Genomic DNA, 18115 nt, shown 5'->3' on the forward strand with positions numbered 1-18115 from the left:
TTGCGAGCCTGCAGCGTTCGAGGGAGGCCAGCCCATGCTTCTCAGCCCGGTCTTTCACCGCAAGCCGTTGCTCAAGAACAACACGCCGCGGTCACCCGGCACTCGGCCGAAACTGCTGGCGGTCTCTTCGGGTGGGGGCCATTGGGTGCAGCTGTTGCGAATCAAACCCGCCTTCGAGCATTGCGAAGTCACGTTCGTTACCGTCCACGACTCCTATCAAGCGCAGGTGCCCGACCACAAATTCTACCTTGTCAATGATGCTAACCGGTTGACCAAACTCGCGCTGTTGAAGGCGGCGCGCAGAATGGCCTGGATCGTTTGGAATGAAAGGCCGGACATTGTCGTTTCGACGGGTGCCGCTCCGGGATATTTGGCACTACGGTTTGGACAAATGATGGGTGCGCGCACTATCTGGCTCGACAGCATCGCCAACATCGAGCAGCTTTCGATGTCGGGCGACCGTATTGGTCATTGCGCCGACCTCTGGCTGACGCAGTGGCCCCATCTGGCGCGACCTGAGGGACCTCATTACACAGGCGCGGTGCTATGAGTTTCCTGGCGGTCGGAATGCCGTCGCAGCTGGACCAGCAGCTCCATGTCTTCGCGCACCGTGATTTCTCGTGACGGCATTGCTTGCATGATTACCTCAAGCTTGAAAGTGGATGATAGTCATGCCTCCTCGAGGGGGACTGGATCGCGGCTGCCCCCGGGCGACCATCTGCGCTGACGCGGTGGTGTCGCGTGACGTTCGGCTAGGCGACCGTAGTGCGTGCGCGTCGGCTGCAAGGAAGGCAGGTTGGCGCCTGAAGCTGCCCCCGACAGTGGCGGACATCTACATTAGATTGATTTATTATCTTTGGGTTAATTGACTTAATATAATAATCTATGACAAATAAATCGCCACACCGCATCGCGCTCCAGGATAGGAATAGTCCTTGATGCCCTTGTCAGGTTTGAAAGCTCAAGATCGTCGGGCCAGTTCTGAGATCGATGTAGCGCCAGGTCCGGGGGCGGGGGTTGGTCTGGGCGGCTCGCCAGCAGGAGGGCGATAATCCCATGATTCCAATCGCATTACCGTTCGTTGCTGAGGAGGAGGCCGACGCAGCTCGCGCAGCTGTACTCTCCGGCTGGGTCTCGCAGGGCCCACAGGTGGCAGCCTTCGAGCGCGATTTTGCGGCCCTGGTTAGTGCGCCTTATGCCTGCGCCGTTTCCAACTGCACAACCGCCCTGCATTTGGCGCTCGTCGCCCTGGAGATTGGGCCTGGCGACGAGGTCATCACGGCCAGCCACTCGTTTATCGCCACGGCCAATTGCATCCGGTATTGCGGCGCGACTCCGGTCTTTGTCGACATCGATCCCGGTACATACAATATCGACCCTAAGCGGGTTGCCGAAGCGATCACTCGGCGCACACGCGCGGTGATCGCCGTCCACCAGATGGGTATGCCCTGCGATCTGACAGCCCTCGCCACGCTGGCCGATCGCCAGGGCATCATCTTGATCGAGGATGCGGCCTGCGCCGCCGGCAGCCAGATCCGAGTGGATGGCGGCTGGGAGCGCGTCGGCAAGCCGCATGGGCGGATCGCATGCTTCTCCTTTCATCCCCGCAAGGTCATCACGACCGGCGAGGGTGGGATGCTCACCACCTCCGATCCGAAGCTCGACCATAAGTTCAGGCTGTTGCGCCAGCATGGCATGAGCGTTCCGGACATCGTGCGGCACGGCTCACAGCAGGTGATCTTCGAGGACTATCTGGTAGTCGGCTACAACTACCGCATGACCGATATACAGGCCGCGGTCGGACGCGAGCAGCTCGAGCGGCTGCCTGCACTGGTATCTCGACGCCGCGCGATCGCGGCCCGCTATCGAGAAATGCTCGGCAATTTCAGAGGCCTGAGACTGCCGATCGAGCCCGAATGGGCGCGGTCCAACTGGCAGAGCTATTGCGTTGGGCTGCCGGACCGCGTCGACCAGCTCAAGATCATGCAAAGCCTGCTCGATCAGGGCATCGCGACTCGACGCGGCATTATGTGCTCGCACCGGGAAGCGCCCTACGCCAAGGACAAGCACCGCCATGATCTGCGGCACTCCGAGTTCGCGCAGGACAATTCGATTCTGTTGCCAATTTACGCGCAGATGAACGAGGAAGATCAGGAGCGGGTCGCCTGCGCGTTGCGAAGGGAGCTCCAAGCCTCTGCATTGTAATAGGCCGCGTTCCTCAAGGCCCAAGACGCCCTGTGCGCTCTTCATGGCGCGTCATCGAGCAAGTTACGGCTTAGGCTCTTCAAAGTGCGGATCCACAATAGGCGAGTTATTCCAAATGCAAAAGCCGCTTGTTAGCTTTGTCGTCCCTTGCTACCGACTGGCTGCTTTCCTGCCAGAATGTGTCGACAGCATCCTCTCGCAGACCTTTGAGGATTTCGAAATCCTCATCATGGATGATTGCTCTCCGGACAACACGGAAGAAGTTGCCAGAACATTCACAGATAGCCGAGTTACCTATGTCAGGAACGAGCAGAATCTGGGAGCGCTCCGGAATTACAACAAGGGAATACTTTTAAGTCGAGGGAAGTACGTTTGGCTTATATCGGCCGATGATCGCTTGCGCCGACCGTACATACTGCAAAGATACGTCGAAACCCTGGAAAATCATCCGGAGGTCGGCCTTGCCTTCTGCCCCGGGGTTAGCCTGAGACGTGGAAAAGAAGGTGCAGTGATAGATTACTCGACCTATGGAGACGTCGATACGATCGTCAGGGGAGAGGAGATCATCAAGCACTCATTGAAAGTAAAAGGAAATGCGATTCTGGCTGCGTCGGTGCTTGTTCGACGTGACTGTTACGAGAAACTGAGCCTCTATCCGGTCGACGTGGTATGGGCCGGAATTCCGGTCGATTTCATATGGGGCGGCGATTGGTACATGTGGCTATTGTTCTCCTTGAACTATCACGTCGCATACTTTGCAGAGCCGATGGTGTGTTACCGTGAACATGAACTCAGTATGACAAACGCCATCACTCAAGAGAAGATCGATATCTGCTGGCACTCCGAGTTGGCCGTCATCACGATGATATCGCAGGCTGCCAAGGAGAAAGGCGCCCTGACAGTATATAAGGCTTGCTTGGGTGCGCTCGCCAACTTCTATGCCAAACATTGTGCCTCAAAACCCTATTCGTGGATGGGGCAGACATCCTGGTCCACTATAGATCTTCAGCAGGTGGAAGCGACACTCGATCGCAGCCCTTATACCGAGCAGGAGAAGGCGTGGATCCGTTCACGCATCATGGTGGCGTTGGCTGAGATCTATTATTCAGAGGGCGATTCTGTATCAGCGAGATCATATTATTTGAAGGGATTGAAGCTGAAGCCTTTCATGCTGCCGGTGTTCTTGAAGTTGATTGTTCTTTCATTCGGTGGTCCAGGCCGGCAGGTTCGCGAGTTGCTGCGAACCGCTCGAGAGCATTTGGTGCGAGGCTGATTGAAGGATCAGTTTCCGAGTTTAACCGACTCTTTTGCTGTAAGTTCGATGAAGAAGACCCTAGTGATCAGCGACAGGTTTCCTCTGCCTGAGAAGTTTGGCGCTGACATCAGAACTATGAATCTCGCACGTTACTTTGCCGGCCTTGGGCCCGTCGATATTGCGTATCTCTCGGATTTGCCCTCCAGTCTGCGACAGATGGCAGGAGCGGGGGAACATCTCGAAAAGGATGACGTATTCTCTGGGAAGTATTGTTTACAGAAGCTGGAGTACCCTAGAACCTTGCGGGGACGGTTCGGAATTTCGGTTCGTGGCTTTCCGTATCCCGTTAGAGAGTATAGCAAAGCCTCGATGGAGAAGTTGGTCGCGCTAATAGAGTTTGGCGGCTACGATTTTGTGCTGGTGCGATACCTCCGGAATACCGCCGGGTTTTTTGGGTTGTCACAGACGGCGAAAATGAAGGTCATCGTTGATATTGATGATGTCTTGACCCTTTCGCTCTATGATACGCTTTTTGCTCCGACGAATAATGCCTTAAGGAAACTGTTCCGCGCCGTAAACAAGGTGCTTCTGACCTACTATCAAACGCGTTGTGTGACCGGCTTTGGCGCCTGCTTGGTATGTTCCGAGAAGGATAAATCAGATCTGTGGGGTGAAAAGGCCTCTGAAAGTATCTTCGTTGTGCCAAACACGTTGGGGATGAGAGGTTCAGGAAAACTCCCCATGGGGAGCGGGTTCGCCAGGCGACACATTTTGTTGTTCATTGGTGCGCTTCACTATCAGCCTAATGTCAGCGGCTTGCTTTGGTTTTTGGAGAACGTGTATCCGCTCTATAGGGATATGTACCCCGATGCCGTTCTTTTGGTTGTTGGACGTGAGCCATTGCCAGAGGTGATCGAAGCTTGCGCTCGCTCAAAGGGAGTCGAGTTGCATCCCGATGTCCCTGATGTGATCGAGTATTACAAGAAATGTAGAGCGGTTATTGTGCCGTTGCTTGAGGGTAGCGGGACGCGGTTAAAGGTTCTGGAGGCGGCACTCTTGGAGAGGCCCATTATGTCTACAAGGAAAGGTGTAGAAGGGCTGGATGTGGTGTCTGGCGTCCATTTTTTGGAGTTCAGTGATGATCGTAGCTTTTGCGAGGCGTATAGAACCTTAAGCAACGAAACGGTTTATGACGCGCTTGTGGCAAGCGCCGAAAGCATCGTTCTAGAAAAATATTCAAACAGTGCTCTTTTTGCCTCAATGAGCAAGGTGGTTGCATATATCGATTCAAGGAAGGCCAAAATGTCCTCGCCGAGGTCTCACGCCTCCGCAGGGCAACCTTCCGGTGAAGCTTTCAATTAGCTACGAGGTCTCATCGGTCCACAGCGCCACTGCCCTGGTGCGGATCAATGGGACCTGACCTGCCACTGAGTAATTCCTCCAGAAGGAGTTAGAGTCCGACCTGACGAAGGACGGACAAATGAAGCGAGCAAGGTTTACGGAAGAGCAGATTATCGCGGTGCTGAAGGAGCATGAGGCCGGGGCGAAGACGGCCGATTTGGCTCGCAAGCATGGGATATCCGAAGCGACGATCTACAATTGGAAGGCCAAATTCGGCGGCATGGACGTTTCCGAGGCGAAGCGGCTGAGGGCCCTGGAGGAGGAGAACGCGAAGCTGAAGAAGCTTCTGGCCGAGCAGATGCTTGATACGGCCGCCCTTCGCGAGCTCCTTTCAAAAAAATGGTAGGGCCCGCCGCCAAGCGCGCTGCGGTCGCGCATCTGCAGGCCGTCATGAGCCTGTCGGAACGGCGGGCCTGTTCGATCGTGGGCGCGGATCGGAAGATGATCCGCTATCGCTCCAGCCGTCCTCCGGAAGCGGCTCTCCGTGGCAGGCTGCGCGACCTCGCCAACCAGCGGCGACGTTTTGGCTACCGCCGGCTGTTCGTCCTGCTGCGGCGGGAGGGCGAGCCGTCGGGGATCAATCGGATCTACCGGCTTTATCGCGAGGAAGGGCTCACCGTCCGCAAGCGGCGCGCTCGCCGCAAGGCCGTGGGGACCCGAGCTCCGATCCTGGTGGAGGCGAGGCCCAACGCACGCTGGTCGCTGGACTTTGTTCACGACCAGTTCGCCAATGGTCGACGCTTCCGCATCCTCAACATCGTCGACGACGTCACCAGGGAATGCCTGGGCGCCATTCCGGAGACGTCGATCTCGGGGCGGCGCGTAGCCCGCGAACTGACGACAATCGTCGAGCGACGCGGCAAGCCAGGAATGATCGTGTCCGACCATGGCACCGAGTTCACCTGCAACGCCATGCTCGCCTGGTGCAAGGACGCAGCCATCGATTGGCACTTCATCGCACCGGGAAAGCCGATGCAGAATGGCTTCGTCGAGAGTTTCAACGGCCGGATGCGCGATGAGCTGCTCAATGAGACCCTATTCTTCCATCTCGACGACGCCCGCGCCAAGATCGTTGCCTGGATCGCTGACTACAATCTCCAGCGTCCCCACTCGTCGCTGAAATACCTGACCCCCGCGGCCTATGCCGCCCACCTCACCGCAACGGACGATCGGCCGCGCAACCCCGACCAGCTCCGCCGATCGTCCGTTGCTCCACCCGCGCCGTTTGGCGTACAAAACCCCGAGACTCTAACTCCCGCTGGATGAAAATTCAGTGGCAGGTCAATGCCCTTGCACTTCAGGCCTGAGCCTCGGCTTGGACTTACGGTGATCCGGCCCTAGGCAGCGTTCAGCAGGAAAGCTACCTGGTCGCCCTGTTGTTCAATATTCAGCTTTGCCGCTCTCTTGGCAAACCCTCTCATTTCCCGCCGGCTGAACACATCATTTGGTCTGGATGACGCGAGCGGCTTGGAGTTCCTGTACATCTCGCTTCCCCAGAACTGAAATGCAGTCGAATCGTCAATTGATTGCCTTACGCGCAAACCGCAGCGTTCCGCCAATGCATTCATTCCCTTGCGAGAGGGTATCACAACGTGGCGTGGCGCATCCAGTTGCACCCAGTTCGGGCCGTACTCTCTCCACGCATGCGAGGATGAGGTTGGAATGCGAACCAGAATGCGGCCGCCGGCGGCAAGTAGCCTTCTTGCATTGCTAAGACTGTGGTCCGGCTCAGGCACGTGTTCTAGTGAATGATTGAACATGATGAAGTCAAACTCGCCGGACATACTCTGAAGATCCGATTTTTGGATCGTCACGGCACCTGCTGTTGGTTCGACAATGTAGGGATCGACCCCTGTAAGGTTCTTGAACCCTGCCGCAGACATTCTGTAGAGAAGCTTCCCGGACCCGCAGCCTACGTCTAGCACCCGAGAACTGGGATCAATTCCAAAGCATCCGATGACCGCTACGATGGGGTCGTACCTCACAAAGGACGTCACGGCTCCCAATATGCTTTTGGTGCCAAGTGCGTGCGCGTCCCTGAGGGCGGCAATACGCGAGTTTCGCGAAGGTTTGGAAAATGAGTAATACCCATCGGGGTAAAGGCGGCTCTCATCGGCTACATCCGATAGGCGCTGGATCGTCCCACAATCATTACATTCCTGGTACTCAAACTGCTCTCTTGTGCCAAACATCATCTCAGTAAACACGTGATGGCGGTGTTCGCGGTCTGACAAGCAAGTTTTACAAATCATCTTCAAGTACCTAGCCACGACGGCGGATCGAATTGCGGCTCAGCGATGGGTGAGGCCGTAGAGGTGCAGTGTCCTAACTATGATGCGAGACTGACGAACTTGCCTATGCCTTCGGCCTGATCGCTCCGTCCAACGCTTTGACTGGGCTGTCACTTTGCAGGCCCCGCCTGTCGTTCTCGCCGGGTCGCGGCCCGCGGGCAATCAATCGGAACTCCGTTGGTGTCCCGGGTCAAACCTTCTTGTATTTGCGATGAATATAATAAGTAAAATGAAGGTTGTCCAAATTAAATCGTTAGAGATCGTATGTTTTAACCCGAGAACTCTCGCTACAGTTCAACCGAAGCCCGCGCTGCCGGGGATTAGGCTGCGCCGGCGTGGGCTTCGCCGGCCGCACCCCGTGAATGTGGAGCGTGATCGGGGGTGCGGGGCCGGTACTTCAGTCGAAGCCCCCTGTTATAATATAACCAAAGACGCTTTGCTGCATTTAATCAGAAGGCGATTGAAATTTAAAATCGATTTAATTATGTTGGGCGGCGAGGGGGCCTTCCGAGGGGCTCCGGGTCTGACAGGCGGTATGCCATGCCTCCCGAGGTGACGCCGAGGTTCATTCTTGAGCGCAGACAAAGCGGTGAGTAGGCGAAGTTTGATGTGCTTGCGGACTGCGTCACCGGCGGAACCCGAGAAAGGCATTCTTGGCTTGTGCGCTGAAGCATTGCAAAAGTCTGGGCCAGCGAACCGGGAGGTCTTGCAGATGGCGCTGGCGTGTCAGGCTCGACTGACCAGGAGCATTTCGTGATGTCCAAGGCACATCCGCCCAAGGCTGGAGGAATGGCCGAAGGCCCCTTGGTTACGGTCGTGATGTGCGTGTACAACGCCGGCAAGTATCTTCGACCGTCGCTGTTGAGCATAATTAATCAGACATACAGGAATCTCGATATTCTTATCGTCGACGATGGTAGTTCGGACGGCTGCTTCAGCTCAGTTCAGGATTTGCTGGTAGATGAGCGCGTTCGCGTGATCCATCAAGCGAACTCAGGCAAGCCTGTTGCTGTCAATCGAGCGCTCGATCAGATCCGCGGCGAGTTTTACGCAATTCAAGACGCGGACGACATCAGCTATCCAACAAGAATAGAAAAGCAGGTTCGTGCGCTGCTCAACAGCCCGCATTTGGCTGCCGTATTTTGCGGTAACGAGCTCATCATCAACGAGAGATTCATGGCACCCGTGTTTTCGCCGAAAAGCGAGAGCGACTGCCAGTCCGAGATCAGAGCCTTTCAAATGCCGGCTCTCGATCCCACGGGAATGTTTCGAATGTCGTTGGTTGGCGATATCCGGTTCGAGCCGTCGTTAATGGTTGCCGAGACCTGCGATTACATATGGAGAATCGGGGAGGTGCATCCGATGATCGTATTGGGGGAGTGCCTCTATGCCTACCGCATTCTTCCCAATTCCCTCAGCCGGCGGGCGCCAACCTGGCGGAAGCAGTTTGAGGTCGATGTCTTCAAGCGAGCATGCGAGCGGCGCGGTTTGCGGTTTGAGCAGGGGTGCGCGGATGCGATGTGCGGCTACAGACGGTCTAACAACAGTTTACTAGACAACAACATCGCCGCCCATTTCATCAAGAGCGTGCTGGATTGGCGTAAGTCGAACCGTCGGTTGTCTGCATTAAAGACGGGTTGGCAATGCGCGTGTTTGCACCCAGCGGATCCGCACTACTATAAGGCGCTGGTTTACGCCTTGATTTCACCCAGCGTAGCGAGCCGCCTGCGTCGTGACTTCCTGGCGACTCCCCTGGAGACGACGAAATGAAGCGCCTCGTAGCGAGGAACCGTCCCTTTGTGCGGCGCCTCGGCTTCGAGCGCGTTGGCTGTTTGCAGAAACGTCTCAGATATTTGAGGTACTCGCGTTGACTCGCAAAAGCTTAGAATTGGAGCCGGGTTCTCAGCTTACGTATCTGTACGGTCGGCAGCGGAGTCCAGTTGTTCGCGCGGCGGGGGCGTCGCGTTGGGGGACCGAACTGTATCTGAAGCTACTGTTGGTCGCGATTTTTTTGCCCGAAGGGTTGTCTTTCTTCGTCGGCGATTTTCGCCTCTCGGTCGCTCGAGTTCTAATTTTCTGTTCCTTCATCGCCGCGCTACAGCAGCTTGGACAGCGTCTGGGCGCGCGAACCGTCGTCTGCGTCCCATCGGACATCTTGGCCCCGCTTGCGGGTGTTTGGATGATGTTGGCTGCCACAGTCACTGATGGTCCGGCGGGTTTTAAAGGGGCCGGAATCGAGGCGCTTACGTTTGTGGGCGCATACTTGACGTTCCGGTTTCTCCTCGGTCCGGTCGATAGTTCCGTTCGAATAGCACGGTTCTCCTGCAAGCTGATGATTCTGATCGTCGGCATAGCGCTTCTCGACCCGCTGAGTGATAAGCTGTTCACCTATGAGTTCATCAAAGGTATTACTGGCTATACGAAGCTCAGTTACGATGGACCATTGGCAATCAGGGCTGACACGTTCTACCGGGATGGTGTCGCTCGCGCCATGGGGCCGCTCGAGCATTCCATATTGTTCGGTGCTGTTTGCGTTTGGTTTGGGGTCGTGGCCTTCACTACGTTCAGGCACCAGGCACTCGGCTGGGGTGTGGCAGGCATCGCCCTCATCGGTGTGTGGTTTTCGCAGGCGCGCAGTCCATTGCTGGCTTATCTGATCGGGTTTGCGCTGGCGAGTTTCTATGCTGCAAGCCCTCGCTTCACTGCCCGATGGAAGTTAGTCGGGTTGTGTGTGACCGCTCTACTCCTTGTTGTTTTCACTTTCTCGGGCAGCCCGGTCGCAACCCTTGTGCGACTCAGCGGAGTAAGCCCGGAGGCGGCCTGGGCCCGTCAAGCAATTTGGGACACGGGAGGGCCTGTGGTCCTCGGTTCGCCGATCTTCGGAATTGGTTTGAACGGCGACTGGAATTGGCAGTCGCATGGCGCGCTCGTGAGTTCGAGCGTGGATGCCTTTTGGCTTGCCACCGCAATGTCGTATGGAATTCCGGGGAGCGCGTTGATCCTTCTGACAATTGCCAGCGCATGCTGGCTCGGCTCGATCGACAAATCGCCTAGTCTTACTTCCGAAGAGCGACGGCTATCAGTGGCGCTCGGAATTGTAATAACGACGATCGCTTTTCTAGGGTTCATTGTGCACTTTTGGGGCATCTGTTGGATCCTCATCGCCGTGTTTACCGGAATGCGAGCGAACCTCGCGGAGACCGCGATATTGCGCGATAGAGCCGCACCAGCGGCGCAAACGAGGTGCGACCCCATTAGCGGAGGCATTTGAGGACGGTGGACCGCGAGGTCATTACGCTGGCAGGGATGCCGATCAGGATTTCTCGCTGCGCAGGACTAAAGCATGAAAGTTTCCATTATCATACGAACTTTCAATCGTGCGTACATCATCGGCGAAGCGATCGAGAGTGCCTTGAATCAGACGTATGGGAATTTTGAAATAATCGTCGTTGATGATGGATCTACAGACGGCACGGCCGCGGCGGTGGAACAGTTTCGAAGCGATAAAGTGCGTTACATTCGGCACGATCGCAATCGCGGGGTCAGTGCGGCAGGCAACACGGGCATAAAGGCCGCCAACGGCGATATCATTGCTCATCTGGATTCGGATGACCTGTGGAAGCCGGAGATGCTCAGCAGTCTCGTCGATGTTTTGCTGCGTCATCGTCAGGTTGGCGCGGTGTTCTGTGACGTTGAGGTCGATCGCGGCAAATCCGTCTCGTCAATTGTTTCAAGCATGCGTGCATTTCCGAAACTGCTCGCATCGCGCGCGCGCTCTGATTTCGATGTTGTTCTCTTCAGCAGCCGTGAGATGTATCTGTGTTTGTTGGAAGAAGTGCCTATCAAACCGACTGCGGTATTGATCCGGCGTACTGTTCTGGATGAGTTTAGAGGTTATGATGAATCATGGTGTTCGGGCGAGGACTGGGAACTGTACCTGAGAATCTCGAAGCATTACGGATTTGGATACGTCGATCGCAAGCTTGCAGTTATGCGGGTGCTCGAGGATTCAACCCTATCGAGACTCCAGGAGGAGGATAAGTTGTCCTTGCTGCAGCTGGCAGTGAGCGAGAAGAAGGGGCTTCGGCGAGATCGCGAAGCACTCGAGGCGGCAAATCGTGCAATCGCTCGGCATTGCAAGGATCTGGGATGGATCTATCTGCACTCGGGAAGACGAATGAAATCGATCTCAACCTACGCTCGAGGATTTGCCGAAACGGGGCACGTACCTCTCGTTATGAGAGCCGGCGTGGCTCTTATACCTCTGTCGCTTACTGCGGGTTTGAAAAAGCTACTTCTATCCAGCGATCGCTCGCTCGCTCCATGAGAGATCTTTCCGGCGAAGTGGTCGATGGCCGTGTGTGCGGGAATAGAATGACTCAGAAACACATTTCCGACAGGCCGGCGGCACGGCGGATTGCATTCGCCACGATCGGGGATGGGCGCCTGGTCAGGTTCTGGTCCGGTACCCCGTTTCACATGTCGAGATCGCTCGCAGGTGAGGGTCACGAGGTGGTCCATATCGGTCCGTTGAGCGCACCGATACTGCCTCTCTACAAGGCGTATTCCAGGCTTTGCCGTGCCTTTCGCGGGCGCGGTCGTTCCCCTTTGCATGCGGGGGCGGTCGTTGCACAATATGCAGCGGACTCAGCGCGTAAAATCCGAGCGGTGTCGCCCGATATCGTCTTCGCGCCGGCCGGGTCTACCTTTGCATGGAGTGTGCCTAACGGCGTTCCGCTCGTCTATGCGTCCGACGCGACCTTTCGGCTCATTGAGAACTACCATCCCAACTATCGAAACTTGTCGCGAGGTGCTCGGGACGTCGCTGAACGCGTGGAGCGGGACACGATCGCGCGTGCGGATCTGATCCTCTACCCGTCGGAATGGGCAGCCGAATCTGCCATCAGGGACTACGGTGCCGACCGTAGCCGGGTGCATGTCATTCCTTGGGGCGCCAACCTCGAAGAAGCGCCGGATCGTGCCTCCGTGCTAGGTCGCCGCAAGCCGGGTCCCTGCCGTCTCCTCTTCATTGGCGCCAACTGGGAGGAGAAGGGCGCTGACATCGCGGTCGGCGTCCTCGCTGAACTGAGGAAGAGGGGCATGGAAGCGGAGCTCGTGATTTGTGGATGTACTCCGCCGAAGCCAGTCGCTCAGGATGGCCTGACGATCATCCCTTATCTCGACAAGCGTGATCGCGAACAGCGCGACCGATTGGATCAACTCTATCGGGACGCGGATCTATTTCTGCTGCCAACCCGGGCGGATTGCTATGGAATCGTGTTCTGTGAAGCCGCGGCCCATGGAGTACCGAGCATTGCGCCGGCCACTGGCGGCGTCCCCTGCGCGATCCGAAACGGGGAGACGGGCTTGTTGTTGCCACCGAAAGCGACGAGGGCGGACTATGCGGCGGTCATCTTCGAGACCTTTGCTAACCAGGATCGGCTGGCACGCCTGAGACAATCAAGCCGCGACGCCTTCGAGGCCCGATTGAACTGGCAGGCTTGGGCCCGGCGGGTTTCAGATCTGATAGAAACTCTATGATCGTCTTGAACTATCATGAGCTGGTGGAAGCCTCGCCGTCGAACGCGTGGTGCCTGACTCATGAAACGTTCGAAGCGCATCTCGCACTTTGCGGGGAAGCGCTGGTCTCGCCTCGGAGTTTTCTGGAGCACTGCTCCGATCCGACATCCTACGGCACCGGCACGGTCCTGTTGACTTTCGACGATGGATTTCTTTCGGATTATACGCATGTCTACGCCCGTTACATGACGGCCGGTCGTATTCCGGGTTTCATGTCCTTTATCCCGGTAGATTTTGTAGGCTCGCCGGGACGTATGAGTTGGGATATGATCGAAGAGCTTGCAAAGGGGGGTGTTGCAATCGGCTCACATGGCATGGCCCACGTCGATTTGACGACTGTCTCGGACGCAGAGCTAGAGCGCGAGCTCGGTGTGTCCAAGTCGATGCTCGAGGATCGCCTTGGCCGACAGGTAGCTCTCTTCGCTTTCCCATATGGACGGTTTTCCCGACGGGTCTGGGAGGCGGCGTTGAGGGCTGGCTACACACACCTCTTTACAATCCAGCTTGGATATCATCGCGGCTTCGAATCTTTTCTGTACTCCCGCCTTTGTCTGACGAACAACATGGATGCGGAGTACATGCGCCGCCACTTGCGCGATCCGGATGCGATGCGCGGTGTTTCCTGGAAAATCAGCACAAAGCTCGGGCTCTATCGCCAACTGATGCGCTTGCGGTATCACTAGCGCTTTAGTATTTGGGCGGTTTCAGTGCTGTGCAAAGCCAGGACATCGCTCGTTGAGTCGTCTTGGCCTCGTCGACCACCTCGAATGCGCGCTTTGCCTCCCGCAACACTGCCAATGATCGCCGCGATGCGGTGTAGTTCGAGACGATGATGCAGCCCCCCGGTTTGAGTGATTGTGCGTAGCGCTCGAGCGACCGAACGGGGTCGCGCAAATAGAAGAGTGACTCGTTGAAGACGATGACATCGAAACGGCCGTCGGGCTCGTACACGTCGCCGTCAGCCTGAGAAAAGTCAGTGTGATCGTCGTTGTACAGACGGAGCTTCTCGATTGCCACGTCAGAGATGTCCACTCCGACATAGCGTTCATATCCAAGCTGCTTGAAGCGCTCGAATAGCATGCCGTCTCCGCAGCCGATTTCCAGGTACTCGCCGCCACGTCTAAAAGCGTCCATGAAACCAATGAGTGTCCAGTAGCGAGCTACTTCGCGCTGCATGTAGGTCCAGAGACCATCGCTGTACTCGGCGTCCCAAGTGGATTTCGCTTTTGGGCTGTCACCGAACCCCTGCGCAGTCTCCCACTCGCTAACGGCGCGCCCCAGCGCGTCGCCAAAAGGCAGCCGGGCCAATCCGAAGGCATAGTACGCGGCGCGCACCCGGCGCCATGCGTGGTAGTGAAGTGCTGCGAGCATTCCCAACCTGCCAACGCGTATTCGACGTCAGATAGTTTAATACAGGTGAAGTTATCGATAGATCAAGAGTATACGGCGGGCGAGAACTGCAGATTTCATAGTCCTGTGAGGTGAGCTGTCGCTCGGCCAATTCGCTGGCGCATCTCGGACCTTTGTCCGTGAGCCGCCAAGGAACGGTTACCGTGAACGTCTTGCGCTCGTATCGCTCCGTGATCGGATCGAGAGTACCACGCCCGCAGAATCACGGCACGTCCCCAGTAACTCGCCCCCGCTGCCAACACGCGAGCATCATTAGGTAGTGGCTGGACGCTGCCACATCGGGACTTCCGGTGCCGCGGATTCAGGTCTCAACCATTGCCTCTAGCTGATGGCCGACCGGGAATATTGCCTGCGAAAAGGTAGTTCTTTCTGGCAGGAGCTACACACCCCAGATATTCGGAGAAACGGGTCGGGTTGTGCAATGCAGAAATTAAATGCCATTAACGGTTGACGGATATATTTAATTGCGCCTATCATTATTTGTTTTTGCAATTTGTCACAGAAAATCAAAGCCATGAGCAATGGTTTTGCTGAACTTGCCCAAGCGATAATTTCCCTTTCACTGCGTGCATTGCCGGGGCGGTTGCGCCTAAGGCTTAGACCCGGGGCACTCGGTTACCGGGTTCGTCGATGCATTTGTCTTAAGTCGCTGCTTACAGCTGGTGGCCCATCGCTATCCGTTTGGCATGCTAGCCCTCGACCAATTTTCGCCTGAAGGGAGTTGTCATGCAGATCGGGCCGGCGCTTTCAGGTGTATTAGGTACCACGACGATTGAGGAGTTGCGGCGCCCGGGAGCGCAGGATGCGATCGTGATCGGCGGGGGAGCCGCCGGGGGATTGGCGGCGCTCTTACTCGCCGAGGCTGGCCTGCGCGTGCTTGTGCTTGAGGCCGGGTGGCAGAATTCGCCGCGAACGACCGGGATACGCCGAGCTATAGCCAGCATGAGCCGTAGGCTCGCGGACCCTGCGACACTTCGGTTGCTCCCTCCTGCGGTTGTTCCCTTTGGCAAGATGGCCTTGAGAGGCCTCGGCATGTTGCGCCAGCCCATCCAATCTCGCTGCAGCATCTGGGGCCGAGCACCGGACTCGTTTGTTGACGATCATGACCTGCCTTACGTGACGCCACGGAGCCAACCTTTTGTCTGGATACGAGCGCGAACGCTCGGCGGACGCGTGGGCCTTCCAGGGCACGGCCGGCAATACTATCGGCTGAACTCCTCCGATCTTGCGCCGTGCGATGGATTGAGCGCGCCTTGGCCGCTAGAGCCGGGTGAGTTGGACCCCTGGTATTCGAAGGTCGAGCGACGGCTAGCGCTTGCCGGTGCCATGGATGGCGTACCATGGCAGCCTGACAGTCACCTCTCGCGAGAACTTGAACCTTCACTGAATCAGTTCGCGCTGATGGCAGCTATCCGCGTACGGTGGCCTCACTCGCGGCCGATGCTCACGCGCTTTGCCGCACCGCTGGATGCCTTGGAAACTGCTGCTCTTACAGGGCGCCTTCGATGCCGTGAGGGCGCAGTCGTACGGCAAATCGATGTTGATCGATCAGGTCGCGTACGCGGCGTAGTCTGGTTCGATCAACAAAGTGGAACCGACGTACACGCCTGCGCTCCGTTGGTCTTTCTGTGCGCGTCCTCGTTAGAGTCGACACGAATACTCTTGCTTTCGCGTTCATCCAAAGGGGGCCAGGGGCTCGGTGCAGGATCTGACGCGCTGGGGCGCTACTTGATGGACCATATTGTCGTAACTGGGTGGGGTGGAGGTGCGCCGCTGAAGCCCAGCCCAGTGCTCGAAGATGGGTGCGCGATTTACCTTCCACGCTTCGATGCGCGCGACAGGCCCGCGCCCCTCGGCGGGCGAGGTTTTGGCGTGCAGTTGTATCAATTTCCAGGTGGGCACGGGCGCTCCCATTTTACTGCGGTTAGCTTCGGTGAAATGCTTCCTCGTGCCGAAAACCGAGTAGCGCTACATCCTACACGACGGGATATATGGGGAATCCCCGTATTGCATATCGACTGCCGCTATAGCGAAGCGGATTTGGCGCGTGCCCGCGATCAGGCAGCTGCCATACGCGAGATCGCCGCAACAGCTGGCGTGACGTTGAGCCGCGTCAATGAACGGCCGGCCCCGCCTGGCTCCGCGATTCATGAGTGCGGGACCGCCCGGATGGGTATCGACCCCGCGACCTCCGTGCTCGATCCAAATAACCAGTGCTGGGACGCACAGGGATTGTACGTTACGGATGGTGCCTGTTTCCCGTCCCAGGGTACGCAAAATCCCACGTTGACCATCCTCGCTCTGACCGCGCGCGCATGCCATCACGCGGTGAGCACCGTCGCCCAAACAAGGCGAGAAGCTGCATTCGGACTAGCCGGAGGCGCGTCATGACGGTGGATGCTGCCGCGCCGTTTCGAGAAATCCTTCCGCGAAACATGCTCCCCCTAGGTTTTGGATCCGGCGCACTGTTGAGCAAGCGACGAACCCGCCGTGAGGCTCTTAAGTTGCTCGAAGCAGCTATGGATTGTGGGGTCACATATTTTGATACTGCGCGAATGTATGGTGCCGGTCGCGCAGAGGGCATTCTGGGAGAGTTGGCGGCGCGAAAGCGGGAGCGCCTGGTTCTGGCAAGCAAGGCGGGCATTGTCCCACAAAGTCGCGCACTTCATGTCCGCGCAATGGGTCGCAGCATTCGGCTTCTGCACAATGTCGCACCAAGTTCAAAGAACTACCTGCCTGTGCCGTCCAACTATCTGCCGCGTTTCGGAGCCTTTGGACTCGTGGAGTTCCGAAGAAGTGTCGAGACCAGTCTCAAGGAATTGCGTACAGACTATCTCGATATTCTACTCCTGCACGAGTGCAGCGCTGCCGACATAGAGGAAACGGACCTGATCCGTTTTCTCGATGATCTCAAGCGTGAAGGGAAGGTTCGCGCCGTTGGCATAGCGACAGGCATGGAGGAGACGATGTCCATCCTCCAAAGGAATGCAGCCCTGTTCGACGTTGTGCAGATTCCAAGTGCCATCTGGAATATGAACGTTAGGAAAGTTCCGGCAACCAACCGCCTCGTGATTACGCATTCGTCCCTTACCAGCCGATTTAAAGTACTGCTCGATAGATTGTTGTCCGATGAGCGGATGGCAGCTGAATGGCGTTCGCTGACGCAGGTAGATCCACGCGATTCGACAGAACTGGCTCATCTACTGCTGGCTCATGCGCTGAATGCAAATCAAAACGGGATCGTCATCTTTTTCTCGTCCAATCCGTCGAATGTTGTGGCAAACGTGAAATCTGTCAGCAGTCGAGCTATCGATGAGAAGCAGATCGCGGGCTTGAACGCATTATTGGCGAGAAAGCACGTTGCCGAGTTCCTTGACGCGAGCTTCCGAGATCTGAGCTTCTGATCGGTGCAGACCGGCGACAGTGGCCTGACTTTGCATCAGTCGGACGCGACGGTAGTCGCCGGCGGGACCTGATCGAACGTCCGCGCGTTGCGACTTTGCCGGGGCAGCAGGTGGTTGTGTGCTGGGCTCGGGGACATCAACGATCAGGATAATCGGCGCGCGCTCGTAACTCTCGATCTGAGTGGTGTGTCCGCAACGGCATTCGCTTTGCTTGGCGCTTTGCGGATGGCGCTGGATGGGCCATTACCTGAATCGTGCCATACGGTTCGGATTGTTCGCAGCGCGATGTGTGCTCAAATGCCCTTCCTGAACGGTCGCTCTCTTGATTGTCCGAGACAAAAGTTATGTCGCATTTAGCGGCAGATAATCTTGTGGATCGAACTATTTAATTGGTTTTCTGCTGTGGCGCCGTCGACGACGCTCCTAGTAAGCTGTTGTCGAGTGGCGAAGGCGTAACATCGATTCCGGCATACTTTTGTATATCTTCGATCGCTCCGTGTGGCACTCGTTCAATGCGGTGCACGAGTGGTTGATCGGACTGAAGAAATTTCCGGCATTTAATTCGCACG

14 protein-coding genes are annotated in these 18115 nt (G+C 56.8%); 12 read left to right on the top strand and 2 right to left on the bottom strand.

Annotated elements, in window-relative coordinates:
- Positions 1–34: 34 nt before the first annotated feature.
- The 5 genes from ABIA45_RS05670 (at position 35) to ABIA45_RS05690 (ending at position 6127) form a co-directional block, all read left to right on the top strand.
- Entirely contained in the window at positions 35–550 is a 516-nt protein-coding gene (locus ABIA45_RS05670) for a UDP-N-acetylglucosamine--LPS N-acetylglucosamine transferase (RefSeq protein ID WP_404540507.1), read from the top strand.
- A 506-nt stretch (positions 551–1056) separates the two neighbouring features.
- Positions 1057–2205: a DegT/DnrJ/EryC1/StrS aminotransferase family protein gene (locus ABIA45_RS05675; protein WP_271540800.1), complete on the top strand. Its 1149-nt coding sequence runs from the start codon at positions 1057–1059 to the stop codon at positions 2203–2205.
- Positions 2206–2320: 115 nt separating this feature from the next.
- Positions 2321–3478 (top strand): glycosyltransferase family A protein, encoded by a 1158-nt coding sequence (locus tag ABIA45_RS05680; protein WP_109143417.1) that lies wholly within the window; start codon positions 2321–2323, stop codon positions 3476–3478.
- The gene (locus ABIA45_RS05685) at positions 3479–4822 is read left to right on the top strand and encodes a glycosyltransferase (protein WP_404651317.1); all 1344 of its coding nucleotides are present in this window, start codon (positions 3479–3481) and stop codon (positions 4820–4822) included.
- A gap of 118 nt (positions 4823–4940) precedes the next feature.
- Positions 4941–6127 (top strand): IS3 family transposase gene (locus tag ABIA45_RS05690; protein ID WP_404651318.1). Its coding sequence is split into 2 segments (ribosomal slippage): positions 4941–5193 and positions 5193–6127, totalling 1188 coding nucleotides; the frame shifts between segments, so codons are not numbered across the junction.
- A gap of 71 nt (positions 6128–6198) precedes the next feature.
- On the opposite strand, the gene ABIA45_RS05695 is transcribed toward ABIA45_RS05690, so the two are convergent.
- The gene (locus ABIA45_RS05695) at positions 6199–7113 is read right to left on the bottom strand and encodes a class I SAM-dependent methyltransferase (RefSeq protein WP_404655614.1); all 915 of its coding nucleotides are present in this window, start codon (positions 7111–7113) and stop codon (positions 6199–6201) included.
- Positions 7114–7908: 795 nt separating this feature from the next.
- Here ABIA45_RS05695 and ABIA45_RS05700 point away from each other — a divergent pair.
- From ABIA45_RS05700 to ABIA45_RS05720, 5 genes are all read left to right on the top strand, one after another.
- A complete protein-coding gene (locus ABIA45_RS05700; RefSeq protein WP_404651320.1) occupies positions 7909–8922 on the top strand; it encodes a glycosyltransferase family 2 protein in 1014 nt (337 codons plus the stop codon).
- Positions 8923–9148: 226 nt separating this feature from the next.
- Positions 9149–10423, top strand: a complete 1275-nt coding sequence (locus ABIA45_RS05705) for an O-antigen ligase family protein (RefSeq protein ID WP_404651321.1) — start codon at positions 9149–9151, stop codon at positions 10421–10423.
- Positions 10424–10495: 72 nt separating this feature from the next.
- Positions 10496–11479, top strand: a complete 984-nt coding sequence (locus tag ABIA45_RS05710) for a glycosyltransferase (RefSeq protein ID WP_271540811.1) — start codon at positions 10496–10498, stop codon at positions 11477–11479.
- 47 nt (positions 11480–11526) lie between these two features.
- Entirely contained in the window at positions 11527–12693 is a 1167-nt protein-coding gene (locus tag ABIA45_RS05715) for a glycosyltransferase family 4 protein (RefSeq protein ID WP_404651323.1), read from the top strand.
- A complete protein-coding gene (locus ABIA45_RS05720) occupies positions 12690–13415 on the top strand; it encodes a polysaccharide deacetylase family protein (protein ID WP_404651324.1) in 726 nt (241 codons plus the stop codon). The genes ABIA45_RS05715 and ABIA45_RS05720 overlap by 4 nt, the downstream gene beginning before the upstream one ends.
- Before the next feature lie 4 nt (positions 13416–13419).
- Here ABIA45_RS05720 and ABIA45_RS05725 read toward each other — a convergent pair whose 3' ends face one another.
- A complete protein-coding gene (locus tag ABIA45_RS05725) occupies positions 13420–14103 on the bottom strand; it encodes a class I SAM-dependent methyltransferase (RefSeq protein ID WP_404651326.1) in 684 nt (227 codons plus the stop codon).
- Positions 14104–14868: 765 nt separating this feature from the next.
- Between ABIA45_RS05725 and ABIA45_RS05730 the strand changes: the two genes are divergently transcribed.
- Entirely contained in the window at positions 14869–16533 is a 1665-nt protein-coding gene (locus tag ABIA45_RS05730) for an FAD-dependent oxidoreductase (protein WP_404651327.1), read from the top strand.
- The gene (locus tag ABIA45_RS05735) at positions 16530–17546 is read left to right on the top strand and encodes an aldo/keto reductase (protein WP_404651329.1); all 1017 of its coding nucleotides are present in this window, start codon (positions 16530–16532) and stop codon (positions 17544–17546) included. The genes ABIA45_RS05730 and ABIA45_RS05735 overlap by 4 nt, the downstream gene beginning before the upstream one ends.
- Positions 17547–18115 lie beyond the last annotated feature (569 nt).

The sequence above is a fragment of the Bradyrhizobium sp. USDA 336 genome, assembly GCF_044908355.1.
Taxonomy (GTDB): Bacteria; Pseudomonadota; Alphaproteobacteria; order Rhizobiales; family Xanthobacteraceae; genus Bradyrhizobium; species Bradyrhizobium yuanmingense.

What these genes read in the sequence shown, in the direction of transcription:
- ABIA45_RS05670 (WP_404540507.1), top strand. Translation starts at nt 35, where the DNA reads ATGCTTCTCAGCCCGGTCTTTCACCGCAAGCCGTTGCTCAAGAACAAC.
- ABIA45_RS05675 (WP_271540800.1), top strand. Translation starts at nt 1,057, where the DNA reads ATGATTCCAATCGCATTACCGTTCGTTGCTGAGGAGGAGGCCGACGCA.
- ABIA45_RS05680 (WP_109143417.1), top strand. Translation starts at nt 2,321, where the DNA reads ATGCAAAAGCCGCTTGTTAGCTTTGTCGTCCCTTGCTACCGACTGGCT.
- ABIA45_RS05695 (WP_404655614.1), bottom strand. Translation starts at nt 7,113, where the DNA reads ATGATTTGTAAAACTTGCTTGTCAGACCGCGAACACCGCCATCACGTG.
- ABIA45_RS05700 (WP_404651320.1), top strand. Translation starts at nt 7,909, where the DNA reads ATGTCCAAGGCACATCCGCCCAAGGCTGGAGGAATGGCCGAAGGCCCC.
- ABIA45_RS05710 (WP_271540811.1), top strand. Translation starts at nt 10,496, where the DNA reads ATGAAAGTTTCCATTATCATACGAACTTTCAATCGTGCGTACATCATC.
- ABIA45_RS05715 (WP_404651323.1), top strand. Translation starts at nt 11,527, where the DNA reads ATGACTCAGAAACACATTTCCGACAGGCCGGCGGCACGGCGGATTGCA.
- ABIA45_RS05720 (WP_404651324.1), top strand. Translation starts at nt 12,690, where the DNA reads ATGATCGTCTTGAACTATCATGAGCTGGTGGAAGCCTCGCCGTCGAAC.
- ABIA45_RS05725 (WP_404651326.1), bottom strand. Translation starts at nt 14,103, where the DNA reads ATGCTCGCAGCACTTCACTACCACGCATGGCGCCGGGTGCGCGCCGCG.
- ABIA45_RS05730 (WP_404651327.1), top strand. Translation starts at nt 14,869, where the DNA reads ATGCAGATCGGGCCGGCGCTTTCAGGTGTATTAGGTACCACGACGATT.
- ABIA45_RS05735 (WP_404651329.1), top strand. Translation starts at nt 16,530, where the DNA reads ATGACGGTGGATGCTGCCGCGCCGTTTCGAGAAATCCTTCCGCGAAAC.